This is a genomic window from Salimicrobium album (genome assembly GCF_900107115.1).
GTDB classification, from domain to species: Bacteria; Bacillota; Bacilli; order Bacillales; family Halobacillaceae; genus Salimicrobium; species Salimicrobium album.
Window position 1 is genome coordinate 197,311 of the sequence record NZ_FNOS01000001.1, and the last position, 18,467, is coordinate 215,777.

General features: G+C 46.0%; 17 protein-coding genes. All 17 read right to left on the bottom strand.

Annotated features, from left to right (window positions below; genetic code table 11):
* Positions 1–65: 65 nt before the first annotated feature.
* On the bottom strand, positions 66–833 hold the full coding sequence (locus BLU03_RS01000; protein ID WP_093104946.1) for a YlmH family RNA-binding protein: 768 nt from the start codon (positions 831–833) through the stop codon (positions 66–68).
* Between the two features lie 94 nt (positions 834–927).
* Positions 928–1,197 carry a YggT family protein gene (locus BLU03_RS01005; protein ID WP_093104949.1) on the bottom strand — a complete coding sequence of 90 codons (270 nt, stop codon included), beginning with the start codon at positions 1,195–1,197 and terminating at the stop codon, positions 928–930.
* A 6-nt stretch (positions 1,198–1,203) separates the two neighbouring features.
* The gene (locus tag BLU03_RS01010; RefSeq protein ID WP_093104951.1) at positions 1,204–1,644 is read right to left on the bottom strand and encodes a cell division protein SepF; all 441 of its coding nucleotides are present in this window, start codon (positions 1,642–1,644) and stop codon (positions 1,204–1,206) included.
* 2 nt (positions 1,645–1,646) lie between these two features.
* Positions 1,647–2,336: a YggS family pyridoxal phosphate-dependent enzyme gene (locus BLU03_RS01015; protein WP_008589768.1), complete on the bottom strand. Its 690-nt coding sequence runs from the start codon at positions 2,334–2,336 to the stop codon at positions 1,647–1,649.
* Between the two features lie 14 nt (positions 2,337–2,350).
* Complete coding sequence (pgeF, locus tag BLU03_RS01020) at positions 2,351–3,145, bottom strand: peptidoglycan editing factor PgeF (protein ID WP_093104954.1); 795 nt, start codon at positions 3,143–3,145, stop codon at positions 2,351–2,353.
* 292 nt (positions 3,146–3,437) lie between these two features.
* Complete coding sequence (gene ftsZ / locus BLU03_RS01025; protein ID WP_008589762.1) at positions 3,438–4,583, bottom strand: cell division protein FtsZ; 1,146 nt, start codon at positions 4,581–4,583, stop codon at positions 3,438–3,440.
* Positions 4,584–4,622: 39 nt separating this feature from the next.
* Positions 4,623–5,930: a cell division protein FtsA gene (gene ftsA, locus BLU03_RS01030; RefSeq protein ID WP_008589760.1), complete on the bottom strand. Its 1,308-nt coding sequence runs from the start codon at positions 5,928–5,930 to the stop codon at positions 4,623–4,625.
* 199 nt (positions 5,931–6,129) lie between these two features.
* Entirely contained in the window at positions 6,130–6,963 is an 834-nt protein-coding gene (locus BLU03_RS01035) for a cell division protein FtsQ/DivIB (RefSeq protein WP_093104957.1), read from the bottom strand.
* Positions 6,964–7,223: 260 nt separating this feature from the next.
* Positions 7,224–8,564, bottom strand: coding sequence for a UDP-N-acetylmuramoyl-L-alanine--D-glutamate ligase (gene murD, locus BLU03_RS01040; protein WP_093104959.1), 1,341 nt, complete (start codon positions 8,562–8,564; stop codon positions 7,224–7,226).
* Positions 8,561–9,547 carry a phospho-N-acetylmuramoyl-pentapeptide-transferase gene (mraY, locus tag BLU03_RS01045; RefSeq protein ID WP_093104962.1) on the bottom strand — a complete coding sequence of 329 codons (987 nt, stop codon included), beginning with the start codon at positions 9,545–9,547 and terminating at the stop codon, positions 8,561–8,563. The genes murD and mraY overlap by 4 nt, the downstream gene beginning before the upstream one ends.
* Before the next feature lie 36 nt (positions 9,548–9,583).
* Positions 9,584–10,933 (bottom strand): UDP-N-acetylmuramoyl-tripeptide--D-alanyl-D-alanine ligase, encoded by a 1,350-nt coding sequence (locus BLU03_RS01050; protein ID WP_008589753.1) that lies wholly within the window; start codon positions 10,931–10,933, stop codon positions 9,584–9,586.
* A gap of 1 nt (position 10,934) precedes the next feature.
* Complete coding sequence (locus BLU03_RS01055; protein WP_093104965.1) at positions 10,935–12,398, bottom strand: UDP-N-acetylmuramoyl-L-alanyl-D-glutamate--2,6-diaminopimelate ligase; 1,464 nt, start codon at positions 12,396–12,398, stop codon at positions 10,935–10,937.
* A gap of 145 nt (positions 12,399–12,543) precedes the next feature.
* The gene (locus tag BLU03_RS01060) at positions 12,544–14,685 is read right to left on the bottom strand and encodes a penicillin-binding protein (protein ID WP_093104967.1); all 2,142 of its coding nucleotides are present in this window, start codon (positions 14,683–14,685) and stop codon (positions 12,544–12,546) included.
* Between the two features lie 19 nt (positions 14,686–14,704).
* Positions 14,705–15,073, bottom strand: a complete 369-nt coding sequence (gene ftsL / locus BLU03_RS01065; RefSeq protein ID WP_008589745.1) for a cell division protein FtsL — start codon at positions 15,071–15,073, stop codon at positions 14,705–14,707.
* Positions 15,070–16,047, bottom strand: a complete 978-nt coding sequence (rsmH, locus tag BLU03_RS01070) for a 16S rRNA (cytosine(1402)-N(4))-methyltransferase RsmH (RefSeq protein WP_093104970.1) — start codon at positions 16,045–16,047, stop codon at positions 15,070–15,072. The genes ftsL and rsmH overlap by 4 nt, the downstream gene beginning before the upstream one ends.
* 21 nt (positions 16,048–16,068) lie before the next feature.
* Complete coding sequence (gene mraZ / locus BLU03_RS01075; protein ID WP_076570280.1) at positions 16,069–16,500, bottom strand: division/cell wall cluster transcriptional repressor MraZ; 432 nt, start codon at positions 16,498–16,500, stop codon at positions 16,069–16,071.
* Between the two features lie 219 nt (positions 16,501–16,719).
* Positions 16,720–18,339 (bottom strand): bacillithiol biosynthesis cysteine-adding enzyme BshC, encoded by a 1,620-nt coding sequence (gene bshC, locus BLU03_RS01080; RefSeq protein WP_176765374.1) that lies wholly within the window; start codon positions 18,337–18,339, stop codon positions 16,720–16,722.
* Between the last annotated feature and the right edge of the window lie 128 nt (positions 18,340–18,467).

Consider the following 18,467-nt stretch of genomic DNA (forward strand, 5'->3'; position numbering starts at 1 on the left):
GGGAAGCCAATAGTTATGTATAGAGCAGCGCTCTATGCCAGAGGAGAGCCCTCACGAAATAGTGATCATGACAACACCGAAAAAGTAATGCGCCATTTATCTTTCTTCGTCTGTCCCATCACTTCAGTCAGTTCGCTCCTCCCTTTTCCCCTTAAGGAGATAAGATCCCCTTCTTCAAGCAGAAAAGAGGGGTCATCCACCGTGCGGAAGTTGACTTTCACCTGACCACCCTTAATATACATTACCGATTTTTTCCGCGGCATATTGTAAATCTCTTTCAGTACGACGTCTATCCTAAGCGACGACACCGTAGCAGATGATTCTTTCCACTCTTCTTCCGATGTCATCCGCGAACCCATCTCTATTTCCTTCCACGTCACCGAAGCTTTATTAATCTGCTGCAGCTGCATCTTAATAAAATCACTGATTTCGGCGGCTGCGATAATATGTATAAGGCCGTCTTTGACTATGAGATCTCCAAGCTTTTCACGCTTGATACCGAGAGACATGAATGCCCCTAATACATCCCTGTGTTCCAGGCTTACAAATTTCGCCGGGTAAGAGGCTTCCAGAAGTGTCAGCTGAAAATCCTCCTCTTCAATCGATTCGTATTCCGGAGCTATAATCATGCGGCGTCTTTCTTCATCATCTTTTCCGGAAAATTCCACCTGAAGGTCCGTATTACGTAACAGGGAGGTGGCAATCTGCCGTTCTCTCGGGTTGAGAAAATCCGTGAGTTTTCGCTGAAACCTCATTTCGACGTTTTTCCGCCAGGCTTCCACCTGATCGATGAATGGTCTTTCTTCCTTTCTGAAGTGCTGGTATATTTCCATAGTGTCCTCCTTTTCCCTTACGCCCCGTCTAAACGCGGCACAAGACATTAACCAATAAAGAAAAAAGAACAGAAACTTCAGCTTCTGTTCTTTCTTATGCGACCATTAACATGATATATAACTGCTGAATCCCTCTTGAGGCGAAATTCAAAGTTAAAATCGCAACTATCGGAGAAATATCAATCATACCGAGTGGCGGGATAAATCTGCGGAATTGCTCCAGAAATGGTTCCGTCACTCTGGCCAGTCCCTGCCCGAAACTGGAGTCTCTTGCTCCCGGGAACCAGGACATCAGTATATAGATGATCAGCAGCCAGCTGTATATCTGGATTGCATTGATCAAAAGAGAAAATATCAAACCCACAAAGCATTACCACCTTCTGTTAAATTCGTCCTCGTTCTGCATTATTTCGGAGATGGAACCTGAAATTTCAACGTTTTCCGGCACACATAGGAATGTCTGAGATCCAAGCTTCTGAATATCTCCTCCAATAGCGTAAACTGTTCCGCTCAAAAAGTCCACTATCCGTTTCGCCTGGTCCCGCTCCACCCGCTGGAGATTTATGACCACTGCGCGATGACTTACGAGTTCATCCGCAATATCCTGCGCTTCACTATAATTTCTCGGTTCATGTAAAACCATTTTAGAAGATCGCTGGGCACTTTTCAAACTAACGACGTTCTGCTGTTTATTACTTCTGCTATTCTCCTCCGGCGGCCCGGTTTCGTTTTCTTCATAAGCGTCTTCTTCGACGTATTCATAGTCTTCATCCAGTGTGAAAAAAGATTTGAATCTATTCTTCATACTCATGATCACTCACCTCCATAAGTTTCGTTGCCTACAAGACTTGTACCGATCCGTATGTGGGTGGCCCCTTCTTCGATTGCAATAGTATAATCGTTACTCATACCCATGGAAAGATACTCACAGGGAGCGTGCGCCATATTCTCATTCCTCACCTTATCCCGGAGGGCGCGTAACTGTCTGAATGTTGCACGCAGTTTTTCTTCATCTTCTACATGAGGGGCCATGGTCATGAGCCCGATCACTCTCACTTTCGGATAATCCTCAAGCATTTGTATAAATGGAAGAACATTTTCCGCTTCCAACCCGTGCTTCGAATCCTCTCCGCTTATATTCACCTGAACGAAACAGGACACAGCAGTCTCTGCCCGTTTATCGATTTCTTTAGCTAAAGACTTGCGATCCAGAGAATGGAGGACGTCTATCTGTCCTATCACATCTTTCACTTTCTTCGACTGAAGCGATCCGATAAAGTGCCACTTGGCCTCGTCTTTGATCTGGGAATACTTTTCAAGAAAACCTTCTTTCCGGTTCTCTCCAAGATTTACAATTCCCGCTTCAATAGCCTCTTTGGCTCTTTCTGTGCTTACGTACTTTGTTACTGCTATCGTTGTCACTTCGTCCGGATTCCGTTCAACTTTAGAACAGGCCCGTTCAATAGAATCTTCAATAATAGCTGCATTTTCTTTTACGTTCACTGTCATTGCTCCTTTCAACAGCGAGACTTGACAATATACCCGAGCATTCTCCCTGTATTGCCCCGGTCCCGGCGATGTGAAAAAAACAGCTCCTCATCTGAATATGTACAATGATCAGTGCTGTACACTCTATCTTCGCCAAGACCATGCTCTAAAGCGATTAATCTGTTCATCCGCTTAAGATCTAATTTCCATGTATTCGTATCTACAAGCTGAAGTACGTCATTTCTGTATTTCTCCGAGAATTGTTGAGCCACATTATTATCCACGATATAGTTACTTTTGGAGATACAAGGGCCGATCACCATCTCGATCGATTCCCTTTCCGCCCCTTCCGTAACCAGGGTTTCAATCATTTCTCCCGCCATGTGATTCACTGTCCCTTTCCAGCCGGCATGAGCAAGTCCTATCCAGCCGGTCTGTTTATCGCTGAAATAAAGCGGAACACAGTCGGCGTAAAAACCGGCGAGAAGTGTGTTTTCATTTTTCGTAATCAACCCGTCTGCTCCCTGCACAGCTGATTCCAGATCTTTTACACCTTTTCCCCGGTCCTCTGCGGTCACCGTCTGTACTTTCGTACCATGTACCTGCTCTGGAAAAACCCATCTTTCCAAAGGTACCTCTATCTCTTCCGCTACTACTTCCCGGTTTTTGACCACGCGTTCCGGGTCATCACCAATATGCAGACCAAGATTCAACGATCCCTCGGGGTAGGGAGAGTACCCGCCTTTACGTTTTGTGAACCCGGCAGACACTTCCGGGCTCTTCCAGTTGAATGTCAGTAATTTCTCTGATGACGAAACAAACATAACGCAACACCTCTATTGATTCCCATTTTACCACATGTTAGCCACGTATGCTTTACCAACGCCAATATTCCCTACAGGATTCTGTAGCCTGTGAAGAATGATATACCAATTTATCCTCACTGAAAGCCAAAAGGCAGCTTCATATATCACTCTATAACTTATTCCCTATTTCACTTAAATACATGTCATATTCCTAAAGGTTTACAAACACACCGGCAATCGGTCACGCTGCGCGCTTTTTCCGATAATAAGAAAAAACTTCCGCCCTTAGAGGGACGGAAGTCAGGATTAATTATCTTCTTCTGTTTCTGTTACGAAGGAAGGTTGGTATATCCAGTGTATCTTCTTCCTGAGACGGCTGCTCTTCATTTTGAGGTTCTCTCGTCTCACGTCTCGGAGATTCCTCTCTATGACGGGGCTCGGATGATGTCTGCTGCTGATTGATGTTGCGCTGTCTCGGCTTGTTCTGCCCTTCTTTCATTTGAGCTTCATCAAAACCGGTAGCAATTACTGTAACTACGATTTCATCTTTAAGATTTTCGTTAATCACAGATCCGAAGATGACGTTAACTTCCTGATCAGCTGCAGAAGTAACGATATCTGCTGCTTCCTGAACTTCATACAGGCTGAGGTTCGTACCTCCGCTGATGTTCATCAGTACCCCGTGGGCACCATCGATGGAAGTTTCCAGAAGTGGAGAGGAAATAGCTTTTTTGGCTGCTTCTGCAGCTCTGTCTTCTCCAGTAGCAATACCAATCCCCATTAACGCGGACCCTTTGTCCACCATGATCGTTTTCACATCAGCAAAGTCGACGTTAATCAGTCCAGGTACCGCAATGAGATCCGAAATACCCTGCACACCCTGACGAAGTACGTTATCTGCTTCACGGAACGCTTCAAGCATAGGGGTATTCTTGTCTACGATTTCAAGCAATCTGTCGTTCGGAATGACGATAAGTGTATCAACACTCCCTTTGAAACTGTCGATTCCTCCGGTTGCCTGCGTCGAACGTTTTCTTCCTTCGAAACTGAACGGTCTCGTCACGACACCGACGGTAAGAGCTCCGACTTCTTTAGCCACCTGAGCAATGACTGGTGCTGCTCCGGTACCTGTTCCTCCGCCCATTCCGGCGGTAACGAACACCATGTCAGCCCCCTGAAGCGCTTCTTCGAGCTGTTCCTTGCTTTCTTCTGCTGCTTTTCTTCCTACTTCAGGGTTTGCTCCTGCGCCAAGACCTCGGGTCAACTTGTTGCCTATCTGCATTTTCACTTCTGCTTTCGACATATTCAGAGCCTGAGCATCCGTGTTTACTGCGATGAACTCAACACCCTGAACCCCATGTTCTATCATACGGTTGACAGCGTTTGAACCACCGCCCCCAACTCCAATGACTTTAATGGTTGCTAACTGATCCATGCTCGTATCAAAATCTAACATCATTCGTTCCTCCTAACCGACTTATCACATTCTTTTATTTTAATCAAAAAATGCTTTAATAAATTTTGAAAAACCTGTTTCTTCTTTTTCTTTTGATGATTGTTGCTTTTGTGTTTGGGATTTCTGTTTTGGTTTTTGAGCTTTCGGCTGTTTCGGTGCAGTTTTAGCAGGTTCCCCTATATTCTGCACACTCGGGAAGATATCTTTCCCTTGTATTTTCGCATTGCGGTAAGCAAATTGCAAGGTACCGACCCCACTCGTATATTTAGGGTCACGTACGCCCAGGTAATCAGGAACTGCAAGTCTTAAATTTGCACTGAAAACGTCCTGAGCCAGCTCGAGAACTCCCGGCATGTTCATAGATCCTCCTGTAAGCACGAAACCGCCCGGAAGATCCTGGACTCCCATGCGCTGTAATTCTTTTGCCACCATAACATATACTTCTTCCATTCTGGCTTCAATCATATCAGAGATATCTACCTGATTGTAAGTTTCCTGCTGGTTGCTTCCGATAATGTTTACTGAAAATGTCTCCTGTTCGTTCGCATCCTCATAAAACGCATGGCCATGTTCCACTTTGATACTTTCAGCTTCTTCTGTGGAGGTCCGCAGGCCTACTGACAAATCCTTAGTAATATTGTCGCCTCCCACGGGGATCATAGCTGTGCCGACGAGGTGTCCTTCTTTGAACACCGAGATGGTCGTAGATCCTCCTCCTACATCCATAAGCGCTATCCCGAGGTGTTTCTCATCCTCCGACAGTGCAGCAGTGCCTGTTGCCAGAGGCTGGAGACATACATCAATCACCTCGAGCCCGGCTCTTTCCACGCAGCGCAATGTATTATGCAACACTGTTTTAGTACATGTGATGATCGTTCCTTCCATCTCGAGCCGGACGCCTATCATTCCCCGTGGATCCGTTATTTCATCCTGTCCATCCACGATGAATTCTTTCGGGATTACATCTATGATTTCTCTTTCCGGTGGGACCGAGACGACTTGTGCCGCATCTATAACCCTGGCGATATCTTCATCTTCGATTTCACGATCTTCACTCGACACGGCGACGACCCCATGACAGTTTTGCAACTGTACGTGGTTGCCATTCACTCCTACGACTACGCGGTCGATTTTCATATCCACCATGCGTTCGGCCTGATCCACTGCAGAATGGATAGACTGGACAGTCTTGTCAATATCTACAATGGCACCTTTTTTCATTCCGAGAGAAGGAGCCGTTCCTACCCCTATTACGTTCAGGGAATCATTGGCTACCTCCCCGATTATTGCTTTTATCTCGCTCGTGCCTACATCCAGGCTCACGAGTATTTCTTTTTCATTATTCAATCTGGCGCACCTCCTGTAAACGACCATAAAAAATATTCCATCCAGTATAAGGATAACATTTTTCAGAACCGGTTGATTTAATCAACTGTAATGAATAATTTCTTTTTGAATACTGTTTTTGTTCAACTGCCCGGTGTGTTCACTGTCTCAATATAAAGCCACATCCGGTCTTTCACTGGTTTACAACTTCGGCAGAACGTCAGCCTTCTTCCTCCCGCTCCTGCGGACTTTCTTCTGACGGGATATTTCCCTGCTCCTCTTCCGTTTCCAGTTGTTCTTTGTCACCACCGGCGTATGACTCAAAGTACGTCCCTACACCTACATGGATAACCCCTTCCGCATCCGGATCCAATTGGGAAACGATGGAAGGATAACTGGGCATCTTTTCGGAAAATTGCCGGACAGATGCTATTACCGTGTACCCGTCACTCATGTACAACCGTACTCTGTCCCGTTCGTCTTCGTCCATCCAGTGGATTTCGGAAATCAAGTTCGAAACGCTGGCGGGTAAGGAATTCAGTTCTTTAGCCAATTTCGTTAAATGTTTATTATCCGGGAAGCCGTAGAAGATAGGAGCGTCTCCGCCCGGGTTTTCGACGAGGGCGTCCCCGAGTATCGTTCCGTCCTCAAGGATCGGAGCAAACTGTTCCTCCACCTTAACGTAGGCAATTCTATGTTTCTCATCCAGTGAAATTTCAATACCTCCGGTCAGGGTGCGTCTAACTTCCGTACTGCTGACCTCCGGAAGCCCTTTTATTTTATCGGAAACAGCTGTCGGGTCTATTCCCCATAAATTACTCGTCCCGGTTATACCACTAACTTCTTTGACTTCACTCTTAGTCAGGTCTTCATCTCCTTTGACTTCTACATACCTTACGTGACTAAGTGGAGATTGAAGATATATTACAATCCCTATCAGCAGAGAGAGGAGAATCAGGTAAAAAATCAGCTGGCGGGCAGCTTTCTTTTTTCTTCGTTCTTTCAACTGAGGCATGCGCTCTTCAATTGAAACGACATTCTTTTCTTTCTTCATCTCAGGCTCTCCTTATGTACGTGCAGGTATAACGCCTGAACGGTACAGTTGCAATCCCTTTTATTGTATCACACATAAAAGCTTCTACGTAGTCGATAATTGAAGGAAAATCAAAAAAATTAGACTATTGTTTCAGTCCGGTTCTTCTTTCGGCCAAGCCGTTTAAAAATCCGGGGGCAGAAGGTTCCGAAAATGGAAGAGACCTGCTTCAACAAAACCCCAATCCCTGAAGAGGAGGTGGGGCCTGTTGCATATCATATTCAGAGGTTGCCCACAGCTTCTACAAATTTATTACCCCGTTCCTCAAAGGTACGATACTGATCCCAGCTTGCACACGCCGGGGAGAGCAGAATGACATCGTTCTCTTTTGAATTCCGGTATGCTCTGGCCACAGCTTCTTCCATGGAATCCACCGGAGTGCAGGGGATGTCCAGCTGCCCGGCCACTTCTGCAAGTTTGGCACTTGTTTCCCCGAACACAACTAAGTGTTTCACGTTTTTAAGGTAAGGGGCGAGTCCGTCAAAAGAGTTTCCGCGATCCAGTCCTCCGGCCAGTAATATAACAGGGTTTTCAAACGCTTCAAGCGCATAACGCGTAGCCCGGATATTTGTAGCCTTGGAGTCGTTATAGAAATAGCGCTCCTTTTTTTCCTCTACGTACTGCAGGCGATGTTCCACCCCCTGAAAGCTGTAAAGAACTGCCTGAATAGCCTCATTGGTAACCCCTGCGCTCTTACAGGCTGCAACGGCAGCCAGACAATTCTGCAGGTTATGTTCCCCGACGAGCACGATTTTCTTTCGGTCTGCGACGATCTCCCCGTCAAAATATACGTGGTTCTCATCGGCACTCGCTCCACGACCGTTCTCCTCCAGCGTAAAAGGTACCGCTGCAGCCACAGATTTTTCACGGAAAGTGGAAACGATGCTGTCGTCGTTGTTGAATATAAAGGAATCCTCTTCCATTTGATTTTTCATGATCCTCGACTTGGCTTCGATGTAGTTGTCTCTTGTTTTATGATAATCCAGGTGGCTGTCGAAAATATTAAGCCACACAGCTGTATGGAGACGTAATTTGTCGATACCGAGAAGCTGGAAAGACGAAAGCTCAATAACCATCGTGTCCTCCGTCCCTGTCCTTCGTGCCACCTCACACGCTACCTCCCCGATATTCCCGGCGACGTGCACGTTTCTTCTGTCTTCTTCAAGCATGCGGTGGACAAGAGTAGTGGTGGTCGTTTTACCATTCGATCCCGTAATGCCTATAACGGGACCGTCATGCAGATAAGTTACCAGTTCCACTTCCGTAATGACAGGAATATTCCGCCTTAAAGCTTCCATGACCATTTCATTTTCATATGGTATGCCCGGATTTTTTATGACAATCTCCCTATCCTCAAGGAGTTCGAAAGGATGGCTTCCTGTAATTAACGGGATGCCTGCAGCTGCGAGTTTCACAGCCTGTTCCCCTGTGGAATCCGCGTTCAGGTCATTGACTTTCACGTCAATTCCACTGGTATGCAGAAGGTCTGCAGCTGCAAAACCGCTTTTGGCAAGACCTACCACCAAAGCTTTTTTATAAGGAAAACCTTTTAAGTGTTTCATCCTGCCATCACCTCCATCGATAATCCGAGAGCAGCAAAAAGCAATCCGGCTATCCAGAAAGCAGTGACTACCTTCCACTCTGACCAGCCTTTCAGTTCGTAATGGTGATGAAGAGGGCTCATCCTGAACACTCTTTTACCGGTAAGTTTGAAAGAAGCTACCTGGATAATTACAGACAGGGTCTCCAGTACAAACACACCTCCGACAATAACGAGCAGAAGTTCCATTTTCAAAATTATGGCGATCATAGCTATCGCAGCTCCGAGAGCAAGAGACCCCGTGTCCCCCATAAAAACTTTTGCGGGGTGAGCGTTAAATACAAGGAAGCCAAGAAGCGCCCCTACAATGGAAATGGAGAACAGAGCAGTTTCCACGTCCCCGGTAACTGTCCACGCTAAAATGGCAAAAGCACCAAAAGCGATAGATGCTGTACCTGCGAGCAGTCCATCGAGTCCGTCAGTCAAATTAACAGCATTGGAGCCCCCGACGAGCATCAGGAGAAGCAGAATGCCATATCCTGCCCCCAAATCGACAGACAGATCGGTCGCAGGGATGCTGATTGTCGTACTGAAATCCCCCGTCAGCAGAATAATATAAACTACTGCAGCAATTACCAACTGCATAAGCATTTTCTGTTTTGAAGTCAGTCCCAGGTTTCTTTTCAGAGCCACTTTAATGTAATCATCGAGAAAACCTATAAGTCCGTACCCCAGGAGAACAATTAAAAGAAGGGCCGTTTTCCTCCCTATCCCGTCTCCGAGTATGAACGGAAGAAACAGCAGAGTCGTGATTGCGACTGCAAACAGTACCATGACTCCTCCCATGGTCGGTGTGCCGCTTTTTTTCTGATGGGAAGAAGGGCCTTCTTCCCGTATTTCCTGGCCGAATTTCAATCTTCTTAAAAAAGGGATGACGACCGGAAAAAGGGCTACTGTAATTAAAAAAGCTATTCCGGCTGTCATCAATAATAATAAATCGTTCATTTTCTGAATATCCTCCTTAAACCTTCACGACCGGCACTACTCATTTGTTATGGATTGCACAATCCGTTCCAGTTTCATCCCCCTGGAAGCTTTAATGAGTACGATACTGTCTTCAGTCATCAATTCTTTCAGTTGCCCGGCAAGAAGTTCCGGGTCTTTGAAATGCCGGGTTGTAATGGATGAAAACTTGCCCGCTACTTTATCGCTGATGGCTTTCGAGTCTCCGCCAATTGTAAATACTGCATTGATCTGAGGATTGATCGCCTCGGCCACCTGAGCGTGTAGTTCATTGGAATGCATACCGAGCTCGAACATATCACCGAGCACCAGAATTTTATGTTTTTTCGTATTGTACATCCGTACAAATTCGATTACAGCCTTCATAGATGTAGGAGAAGCGTTGTAAGTGTCATTGAAGACGTGGGCACCGTTCAACCCCGTAAGTTTCTCAAGCCGCATGCCGGTCATGGATAATCGTCTCAAACCGAGCTGGATTTCTTCCCTGTCCATTCCCAGTTTCTGCGCAAGTGTCACTACATACAAAGCGTTTTTAACATTGTGCTTCCCTACTAAAGGTACTTCGTATTGCTCCCCATTCACCTCGAAACGGCTTCCTTCGTCATGCAGGAAGATACCTTTCGCCCTCTGATCGACGTGATCTCTGAATCCGCAGGCGGTCCCTTCCACTCCTCGAAGTAAAGGTTCATCTCCATCAAAAATAAGACTGCTGCCCTCATGGAAACCTTTTGTAATTTCCATTTTTGCTCCTGCGATATTTTGCCTGCTGCCGAGCTGCTCAATATGAGACTCCCCGATATTGGTGATAATCGCGTAATCAGGGCGGGCGATATTGCTCAGCACTTCGATCTCTCCAGCATTGTTCATCCCCATCTCGATTACAGCGACCTCGGTATCCTCAGGCATGGAAAAAATCGTGAGCGGAACTCCGATATGGTTATTCAGATTCCCTTCCGTATGATGGGTTTTGAACTTCTGGGCAAGTACAGAAGCGGCAATATCCTTAGTAGTTGTTTTGCCGTTCGACCCTGTAACAGCCACCACGGCAGGTCCGACGTTCTTAATATAGTTTTGCGCAAGAGTCTGCATCGCTTTTACAGTATCCTCGACAAAGAAAACGGGAAAGTTTTCCGGCACATCTTCCGGAAGTTCTTTCTCTTTCTCCCACAGTGTCGCCACCGCGCCGTTTTCGACAGCTTTATTCAAAAAAGAATGAGCATCAAAATTTTCTCCGGCTATCGGAATGAACAGGCTCTGCTTCTGCGGGGATCTCGTATCGGTCATAACGTGCTCTATTGTTGAATCTTCCCCGGTTTCCCCTCTGTAATCCTCAAAAATAGAGGTAAGTGCTTCAGTCGTTGTTATCATATTACATCCTCCCTTGTTTAACGGATTGTTCGGCTATTTTACGATCATCGAAATCTATTTTCTCCCCGTTGATTTCCTGGTATGTTTCATGCCCTTTTCCGGCGATAAGCAGAATATCTTTACTCCTGCAGGATGTAACGGCTCTTCTTATCGCTTCTTTACGATCAGTGATCCGCCGGTATTCTCCGGAGAGGTGGTCAGTCATATCGTTCAATATCGATTCGGGATCTTCGGATCTTGGATTATCCGAAGTGAAGTAAACGTCGTCTGCAAACGTCATAGCTATGTCTGCCATTGCAGGACGCTTTCCTGTATCTCTTTCTCCGCCGCAACCGATCACTACACGGAGGTCGCCTTCACATACGCCTTTCAACGTCTTCAGAACATTCTCAAGTGAATCGGGAGTATGAGCGTAATCGACTACGATGCCGTAGGATTGTCCTGCAGATACAGGTTCCAGCCTTCCCGGAACTCCTTTTGTCCTGGCAAAAGCGGAAGCGATCGTTTCAAGACCTACCCCCCGGGCAATAGCTGCCCCTGCTGCAGCAAGCATATTATACACACTGAATGTTCCAATCAGGCTGCTTGAAACTTCCACATTACCAGCCGGGGTGACCATTGTAAACGATATTCCCGTTTCGCTCGTGCGAATATCCAGTGCGTGGATATCCCCCTGTTCCAGCCCGTAAGTCAATACCGGCTGCGCTGAGGACTTGATCAGAATGTCCGCAGCAGCATCATTCCTGTTAATTACGGCAAACTTCTTTTTCCCGTTATCGTAGTGATTGCCGAGCTGGGAAAAAAGCAGGGACTTGGCCCGCAGGTAGTCATCCATATCTTTGTGATAGTCCAGATGATCCTGGCTGAGATTAGTAAAGACAGCGACATCAAAATCAAGGCCGTACACTCTCCCCTGGTCAAGGGCATGGGAGGATACTTCCATCATTGCCACATCGACGTCTTCCTCCGTCATTTTGTGAAAAAAGCGATTGAGGCTGACCGCGTCCGGAGTAGTGTTCGATACGTCATACGTCTGTTCGCTGATTTTAGTCTGAATTGTACCGATTACTCCGGTGGACTTCCGATCCTCGGTAAAGATCTCATCCAGCAGGTAGGTAACAGTCGTTTTTCCGTTTGTTCCCGTAACTCCTATCAAATCCAGTCCTGATGTCGGATCGGAATAGAAACAGGAAGCTATCTGAGCCATGGCCCTCTTCGTATCCGATACCACTACGAGCGGAGTGTCTTCAAGTTCAGTATATTCCATCGCTACTATCGCGGCCGCGCCTTGCTCGATAGCCTTAGATATATATTGATGTCCGTCTGTTTTGAACCCTCTGATACATATGAACAGATCTCCAGGACCCACTTCCCGGGAGTCCATAGTTACTCCAGTTATTGTTACGTCGTTTTCGCCATACTTCCTGTAAAAAGAAAGACAGGCGATCAGTTCATTTAACTTCATCCCATTCATCCTAACTTTCTTTGTAGATTACACATTCCTGTATATTATATCAAAAACCTATGTACTTTTGGGTCAAAAAAACATCCGCCTTAAAAGCGGATGTCTTTACCTTAATCGTTCTGTTCATAAAAACGCAAACGTGACGTTATCCTTCCTCGGGAGGTTCAAGTTGCACTTCCACCTGTTTAACCTTCGTCAAATCGGAACCTTCTTCGATACTTTGTTCCTTAATATAGCCGTTCCCTTTCATCTCAAGGGGGATACCGAAGTAATCGGTCAGTCGCTGCGCTTCCCTTTGGGACCAGCCTTCCATATCAGGCATTTCCGGTTGACCTGTAATAACGAAAATATGCTCGCTGCTCACGACATCCTTTTCGCTTTCAGGCAGAACCGCTTCTACTCTGGCACCTTCCCCTATAACAGTAACTTCTTTAAAGCCGCTCAACGCGGTCTTCGCCTTCTCGACAGAAGCTCCCTGCAGGTCAGGTATATCCATCATTTTCACTTTTGATTTCTCCTTCTGTTCCGGAGAAATATTAAGATAGTGAAGACTGTTTTGCATTACTGTTTTAAATACATGAGATACAGCATCCGAACCGACTTCGGAATTCTCAAGCTGAGGCTGGCGGACTGCTACATACATGACCAGTTCAGGGTCATCGGCAGGAGCCATGCCGAGAAATGAGAATGTGTAATTGTTTCTGCCGGAGAGATATCCACCTTCGGATATGTTGGCTGTTCCTGTTTTCCCGGCCACTTTAAAATCCTCCAGTGCAAAAGGTTTACCTGTACCTTTTTCATCACTGACCACTTTACGAAGCAGTTTCCTCATTTTTTCTGCCGTTTCTTCAGAGATCGGCTTTCCAAGTACGGAAGATTCGTTTTCTGTGATTTTATCACTGGAGTTAGCTTCCCTGATTGAATCAAAAACATAAGGCTTCATCATTTTTCCGTCATTCGCAATGGCAGTTGCCGCTGTCAGCAGCTGCAACGGTGTCATCGTCGAGCCCTGCCCATAAGCTGTGGTCACTGTCTCGATGGGACGGTCGTTCAAAATAGTACCCGTCTTCTCTCCCGGCAGATCGATGCCGGTTTTTGCATTGAGGTTGAATTTGCTGATATATTTTTCGAAACGATCCGGCCCAAGCTTTTCGTAACCCAGCTTCGCCGCCGCAACGTTGGAGGATCTGATTAGTCCTTCGTCATATGAGATTGACCCCCACCCGGTTCTGTTGTGATCGGAAATCGTGGAGCCATCTACGGAATACGTTCCGGACTTGAATTTTTCGGAGCCGTCGTAGACTCCTGCCTCCATAGCAGACGCCCATGTGAACATCTTCATGGTCGAGCCTACTTCAAACGGGTAGGCAATCATATCGTTGTACCAATTCTCCACATTGCTTCTGTCATTGGGATCATAGGCGGGGCGATTCCCCATAGCCAGAATTTCCCCTGTATCAGGGTCCATGACACCCGCCATTATCTTACTTGGTTCATACTTCTCTTCCACTTCCGTAAGAGCGTCTTCAAGGAATGTTTGGATTTTCTGGTCTATCGTCAGATACACATCTTCTCCGTCCTCCGGAGGATGTAATACTTCTTCCGGATTCAAAAGTTCCGTACCGTACTTATCACGTTTGTAGGAGATTTTACCGTCTTCCCCTTCCAGGTATTTTTCCATGGATTTCTCCACTCCGGTTACACCCTCTACCCCTTCGTCCGTAGACTTGGCAAACCCGAGTACGTGAGAAGCAAAAGTACCATTCGGATAATACCTCTCCGTTTCCTCAGCAAACGTTACGCCGGAAACAGACTTCTCTTTTAAAGCTTCTTCTATCACTTCTTTATCATCTTTTGCAATATCCCGGCCTTTGCTTCCGAATTCCACCTGAAATTTCCCGCTTTTTTTAGCTTCTTTAATACGCTTTACTACTTCTTCTTTTTCCAGATTCAAATGTCCGGACACCACTTCCCCCACGTCTTCAGGGGAGGTTACGTGTTTAGGTTCGGGAAGATTTTCGGAGTAGGAAGGGTCTACGATCGCCTGCAGGCGATAGGTAGGTCGATCGTAAGCGAGAACCATCCCGTTTTTGCCGTAGATTTCTCCCCGTTCCGAAGGGAGAGTATAGGAGCTTGTTCTTTTTTTCTCGGCCCATTTTTCTAAATCGACTCCCTGAACACTACCGGTAGTCTGTATGTAAAGAAACCTTCCTGCTATCAGAAGGAAGGCGATACTGAAAATGATCAGGAGTAGAGAAGCGCCACGTGATGTGTTTCTGTGCTTCATGATGCGAGCCTCCTGAGTGTTATTTCGAAGAAACGGCCGTGGCCTGTTTCACCTGGGACTGTTCAATATCCAGTCCATGTTTTTTAGCAACATTCAGAATTCTCTCCGGATTTCTGAGTTGCTCTACATCGTAAGTTAACGAATTGTTTACAGACTGCTGCTGTTCAACTTTCCCTTCAAGACTTTCAATATCTCTGTTAAGCGTATCCGTAGCACTCGAAAAACTGATTACGTAGGCACAAGCACACAGTACTGTGCCGCTGATAATGGAATAAAGGTATTTTTCTCCCTTGCTTATCCATTTATTCTTTTTTACTCTGACTTTCACCTGTCTTTTTGCAGGTTCTCTTTCGGGCTGATGATAAGGTTTTATTTTTTCTATACTCACGTCATTTTCCACCCTTTCTCAAAGTGAAATTCTTCTGACCAGGGCCTCACTTTCTCAACTACTCTCAGTTTAGCCGAGCGCGACCTGCGGTTTTCTTCCAGTTCTTCTTCTACTGCTTCTATCGGTTTTCTCGTAATCAAAGTGAAAGGAGGCTGTTTCTCCTCAGGAATGACAGGAAAATTTTTCGGAAGAGGAGGTATTGTACTCCAATGTTTGAATGCCTGTTTGCAAATTCGGTCCTCCAGGGAATGAAAGGTGATAACTGCTATCCTTCCCTCGAGAGATATGTATCGTGCTGCCTGATCAAGCGAGGAAAGAAAAGCCCCCAGTTCATCGTTTACAGCAATACGTATAGCCTGAAACACACGCTTGGCAGGATGACCGCCTTTTCTGCGGGCTGCTGCCGGTATACCTTCTTTAATCAATTCAACCAGTTCTCCTGTAGAGGTTACAGGTGCTTTTTCTCTTTGTTTCTCTATTTTTCGGGCTATCTGTTTCGAAAATTTTTCTTCCCCATATCTGAAAAATATGCGTACAAGGTCTTCATAAGCCCACTCGTTAATCACTTCATACGCACTGATGGTATCCGTCTGATTCATGCGCATATCTAGCGGGGCGTCCTGCTGATAACTGAACCCCCGTTCTTTTACGTCCAGCTGTGGACTTGATACTCCAAGATCGTAAAGGATGCCATCCACTTCTTCTACTCCCCGCGCCTGAAGTTCTTCTTCCAAGTGTCGGAAATTCGAAGGTATGAACGTAATGTTGGATGCATAGTCAGCAAGGTAGTCTCTCGCAGATTCCATTGCGTTTACATCCTGATCGAACACGTAAAGATGACCGCTCGTCAACTGTCTGGCAATCTCCTTACTGTGACCTCCACCCCCGAGTGTGCAGTCAACGTACACCCCGTCAGGCCGGATATTCAATTTTTCAATCGTCTCTGTCTTTAATACGCTGTAATGGTCAAACATGCACTCACTCGTTTCTGTTATTCATAAATCAAGATCAAGCAAATTTTCGGAAAAGGATTCCAATGATTGGCGCGAATCTTCCATGTAGCTGTCCCACTTATCTTCTGCCCACACTTCCAGTCTCGTGGAGACGCCGACGATAACGCATGCCTTTTCAAGATCAGCATGCTCTCTGAGCGGCAGCGGGATATGAATACGCCCCTGATTATCCAGGGTGCTTTCCATGGCGCCCGATAAGAAAAAACGCGTGAAGGCCCGGGCATCTTTTTTAGTCAGGGGGAGGGATTGTAATTTCCTCTCAAGTTTCCCCCACTCTTCAGGAGGATAAATGAACAGGCAATTATCCAGTCCTCGTGTAACTACAAAGGACTCGCCCAGGGAATCCCGTAATCTGCTCGGGATTATTAAACGTCCTTTGGAATCCATATTATGTCGATGTTCCCCCATCAGCATATAGATGACCCCACCTTCTTTATTTAGCGTACCACACTACACCACTTTGTACCACAGTAAACTAACGGAAAACGAAAAAAATCTTTCAATAGAATTAATCTCTTTCCACACTTCGAACGTATAAAGAAAACAGCATAGTAAAAAGAACAAAAAAACCTCCCGGAGCAAGTATCGTCGAACACTGGCGACATACCCCGGGAGGTCTTTCCCTATATATATTTAACTGTAAATCAAATAATGCTGCTGCCGGAAGTCCCATTCATATTCCGGGATCTTCGAAAAGAAATCCCAGCCGAATTCATTGAGGAACGGCAGCGGGTTCCATATCCTCTCCTGAAGCCCACCTTTAGGACGGATTACATCTTCAAGACGACTATAAAAAGCAAGGACGTTTTCATATTTTTTGCGATGCTCTTTGGATATACGGTCTCCCATATCGTCGATAAGCGACTCCATATATTCAAGGTTTTTTTCCGCATAACCTAAGACATCGGGTCCCGTCCTTTCCGCTTCCCTGCGGAAGGGGGCGTGGAGACGCGAGATCTGCTCTTTCATTTCTCTCTTCATTTCCTCCAAAGGAACTACAGAGTGGGACGAGAGGAAGTTGATTTTCTCCTCACTTAATCCGTTACGCAGAACCTCGTAAAGATCGATACCTTCCGTTCTTGCTCTGTTTTTGATCCTGTCGCTGACAAAGGTGAAACTGAGTCTTGGAAGTGTCGGAGGCATCTTTATCGATAACTCCGAGAAAGCAGGTCTAAGCACCGACCAGTAGCTTATTTCTCCCGGTCCTCCTACAAAGCCCAGACAGGGAAGCAGCAGATCCTGCATCAGCGGACGTGTGACGACATTGTTACTCAGCCTTTCGGGCGTTTCCTCGGCTATCATCAATAATTCATCCTCACTGAATTCCACTTCCCCCTGCTTACCCACAAAACGGGATCCTTCCCGCATAAGGAGAACACGCTGCTTTCCATCGTGGTAGAACAGATGGGCATCACTTACTTCTGCATCTATAGTAACAGGATAGCCCTGCCTTTTATTTTCCTGTTCCTGTGCATATACTCCAGAAGCTATAGCTTCATTATGCTCGATCATCTGAATAAAGTAGTCGCTTTCGAGCTTACGTATGGAAGGAGCGTGAGCGTCCAGTACGATCAGCCCCTGATGTTTGAAAAGGCTGGTGAGGAGTTTCGCAAAAAAATCTGAATACGTTCTGGCCCCATCCAGTGCATGATGAACGTGCCGGTAAACATCCATCGTATGCATAGACTCGGGCAGATGTCTGAAACACGCTTCTACGAATTCGGTTGCAGCTTCGCTGTCCAGATCGACGTCGGAAACTGAAGTTTTTCCATCTGTCGTCTGAGAGATTTTTTGTTTTTTCAGACCGTCCTGTTCGAGATAAACATGATTGATTTCTTCAAAGTCATGATCTTCTCCTGCTACCCAGAATACCGGGAGCACAGGTTTACCAAGCATTTTTTCTTTCTGTTTAGCCGCTTCAATGACTGAAATAGCTTTATTGACGGTATACATGGGACCAGTGAGCAAACCAGCCTGCTGACCGGCGATCATCACTGTAGAGTCTTTCTCGTACAAACGCTCAATATGGGCTAATGTTTCAGCTCCCGCTCCGTAATATTCGTTCATTTTTTTCAGAATTTCCACTGTTTCCCCTCTTTTGAAGTCGCGGTTTTGAAGTTCATGTAACCGCTCCTCCCATGAACGTTCCACGAAAGGGAAGTAATCGAATTTATTTGCCAATTTCTCGAAATTGTAACGGTAATCTTTCATCAAAGTATTCGTTTCTCCGAACTGTACCGGATCTATTCTCATCACACATTCTCCTTTATACGCACCTATGTATCTTACATCCTCATAACATTGTACATAATAATCAACCTGCATTCATCTAATCTGTTTACATACGCGGAACGTGAATAAGCAGCAATTAAAATCAGGTC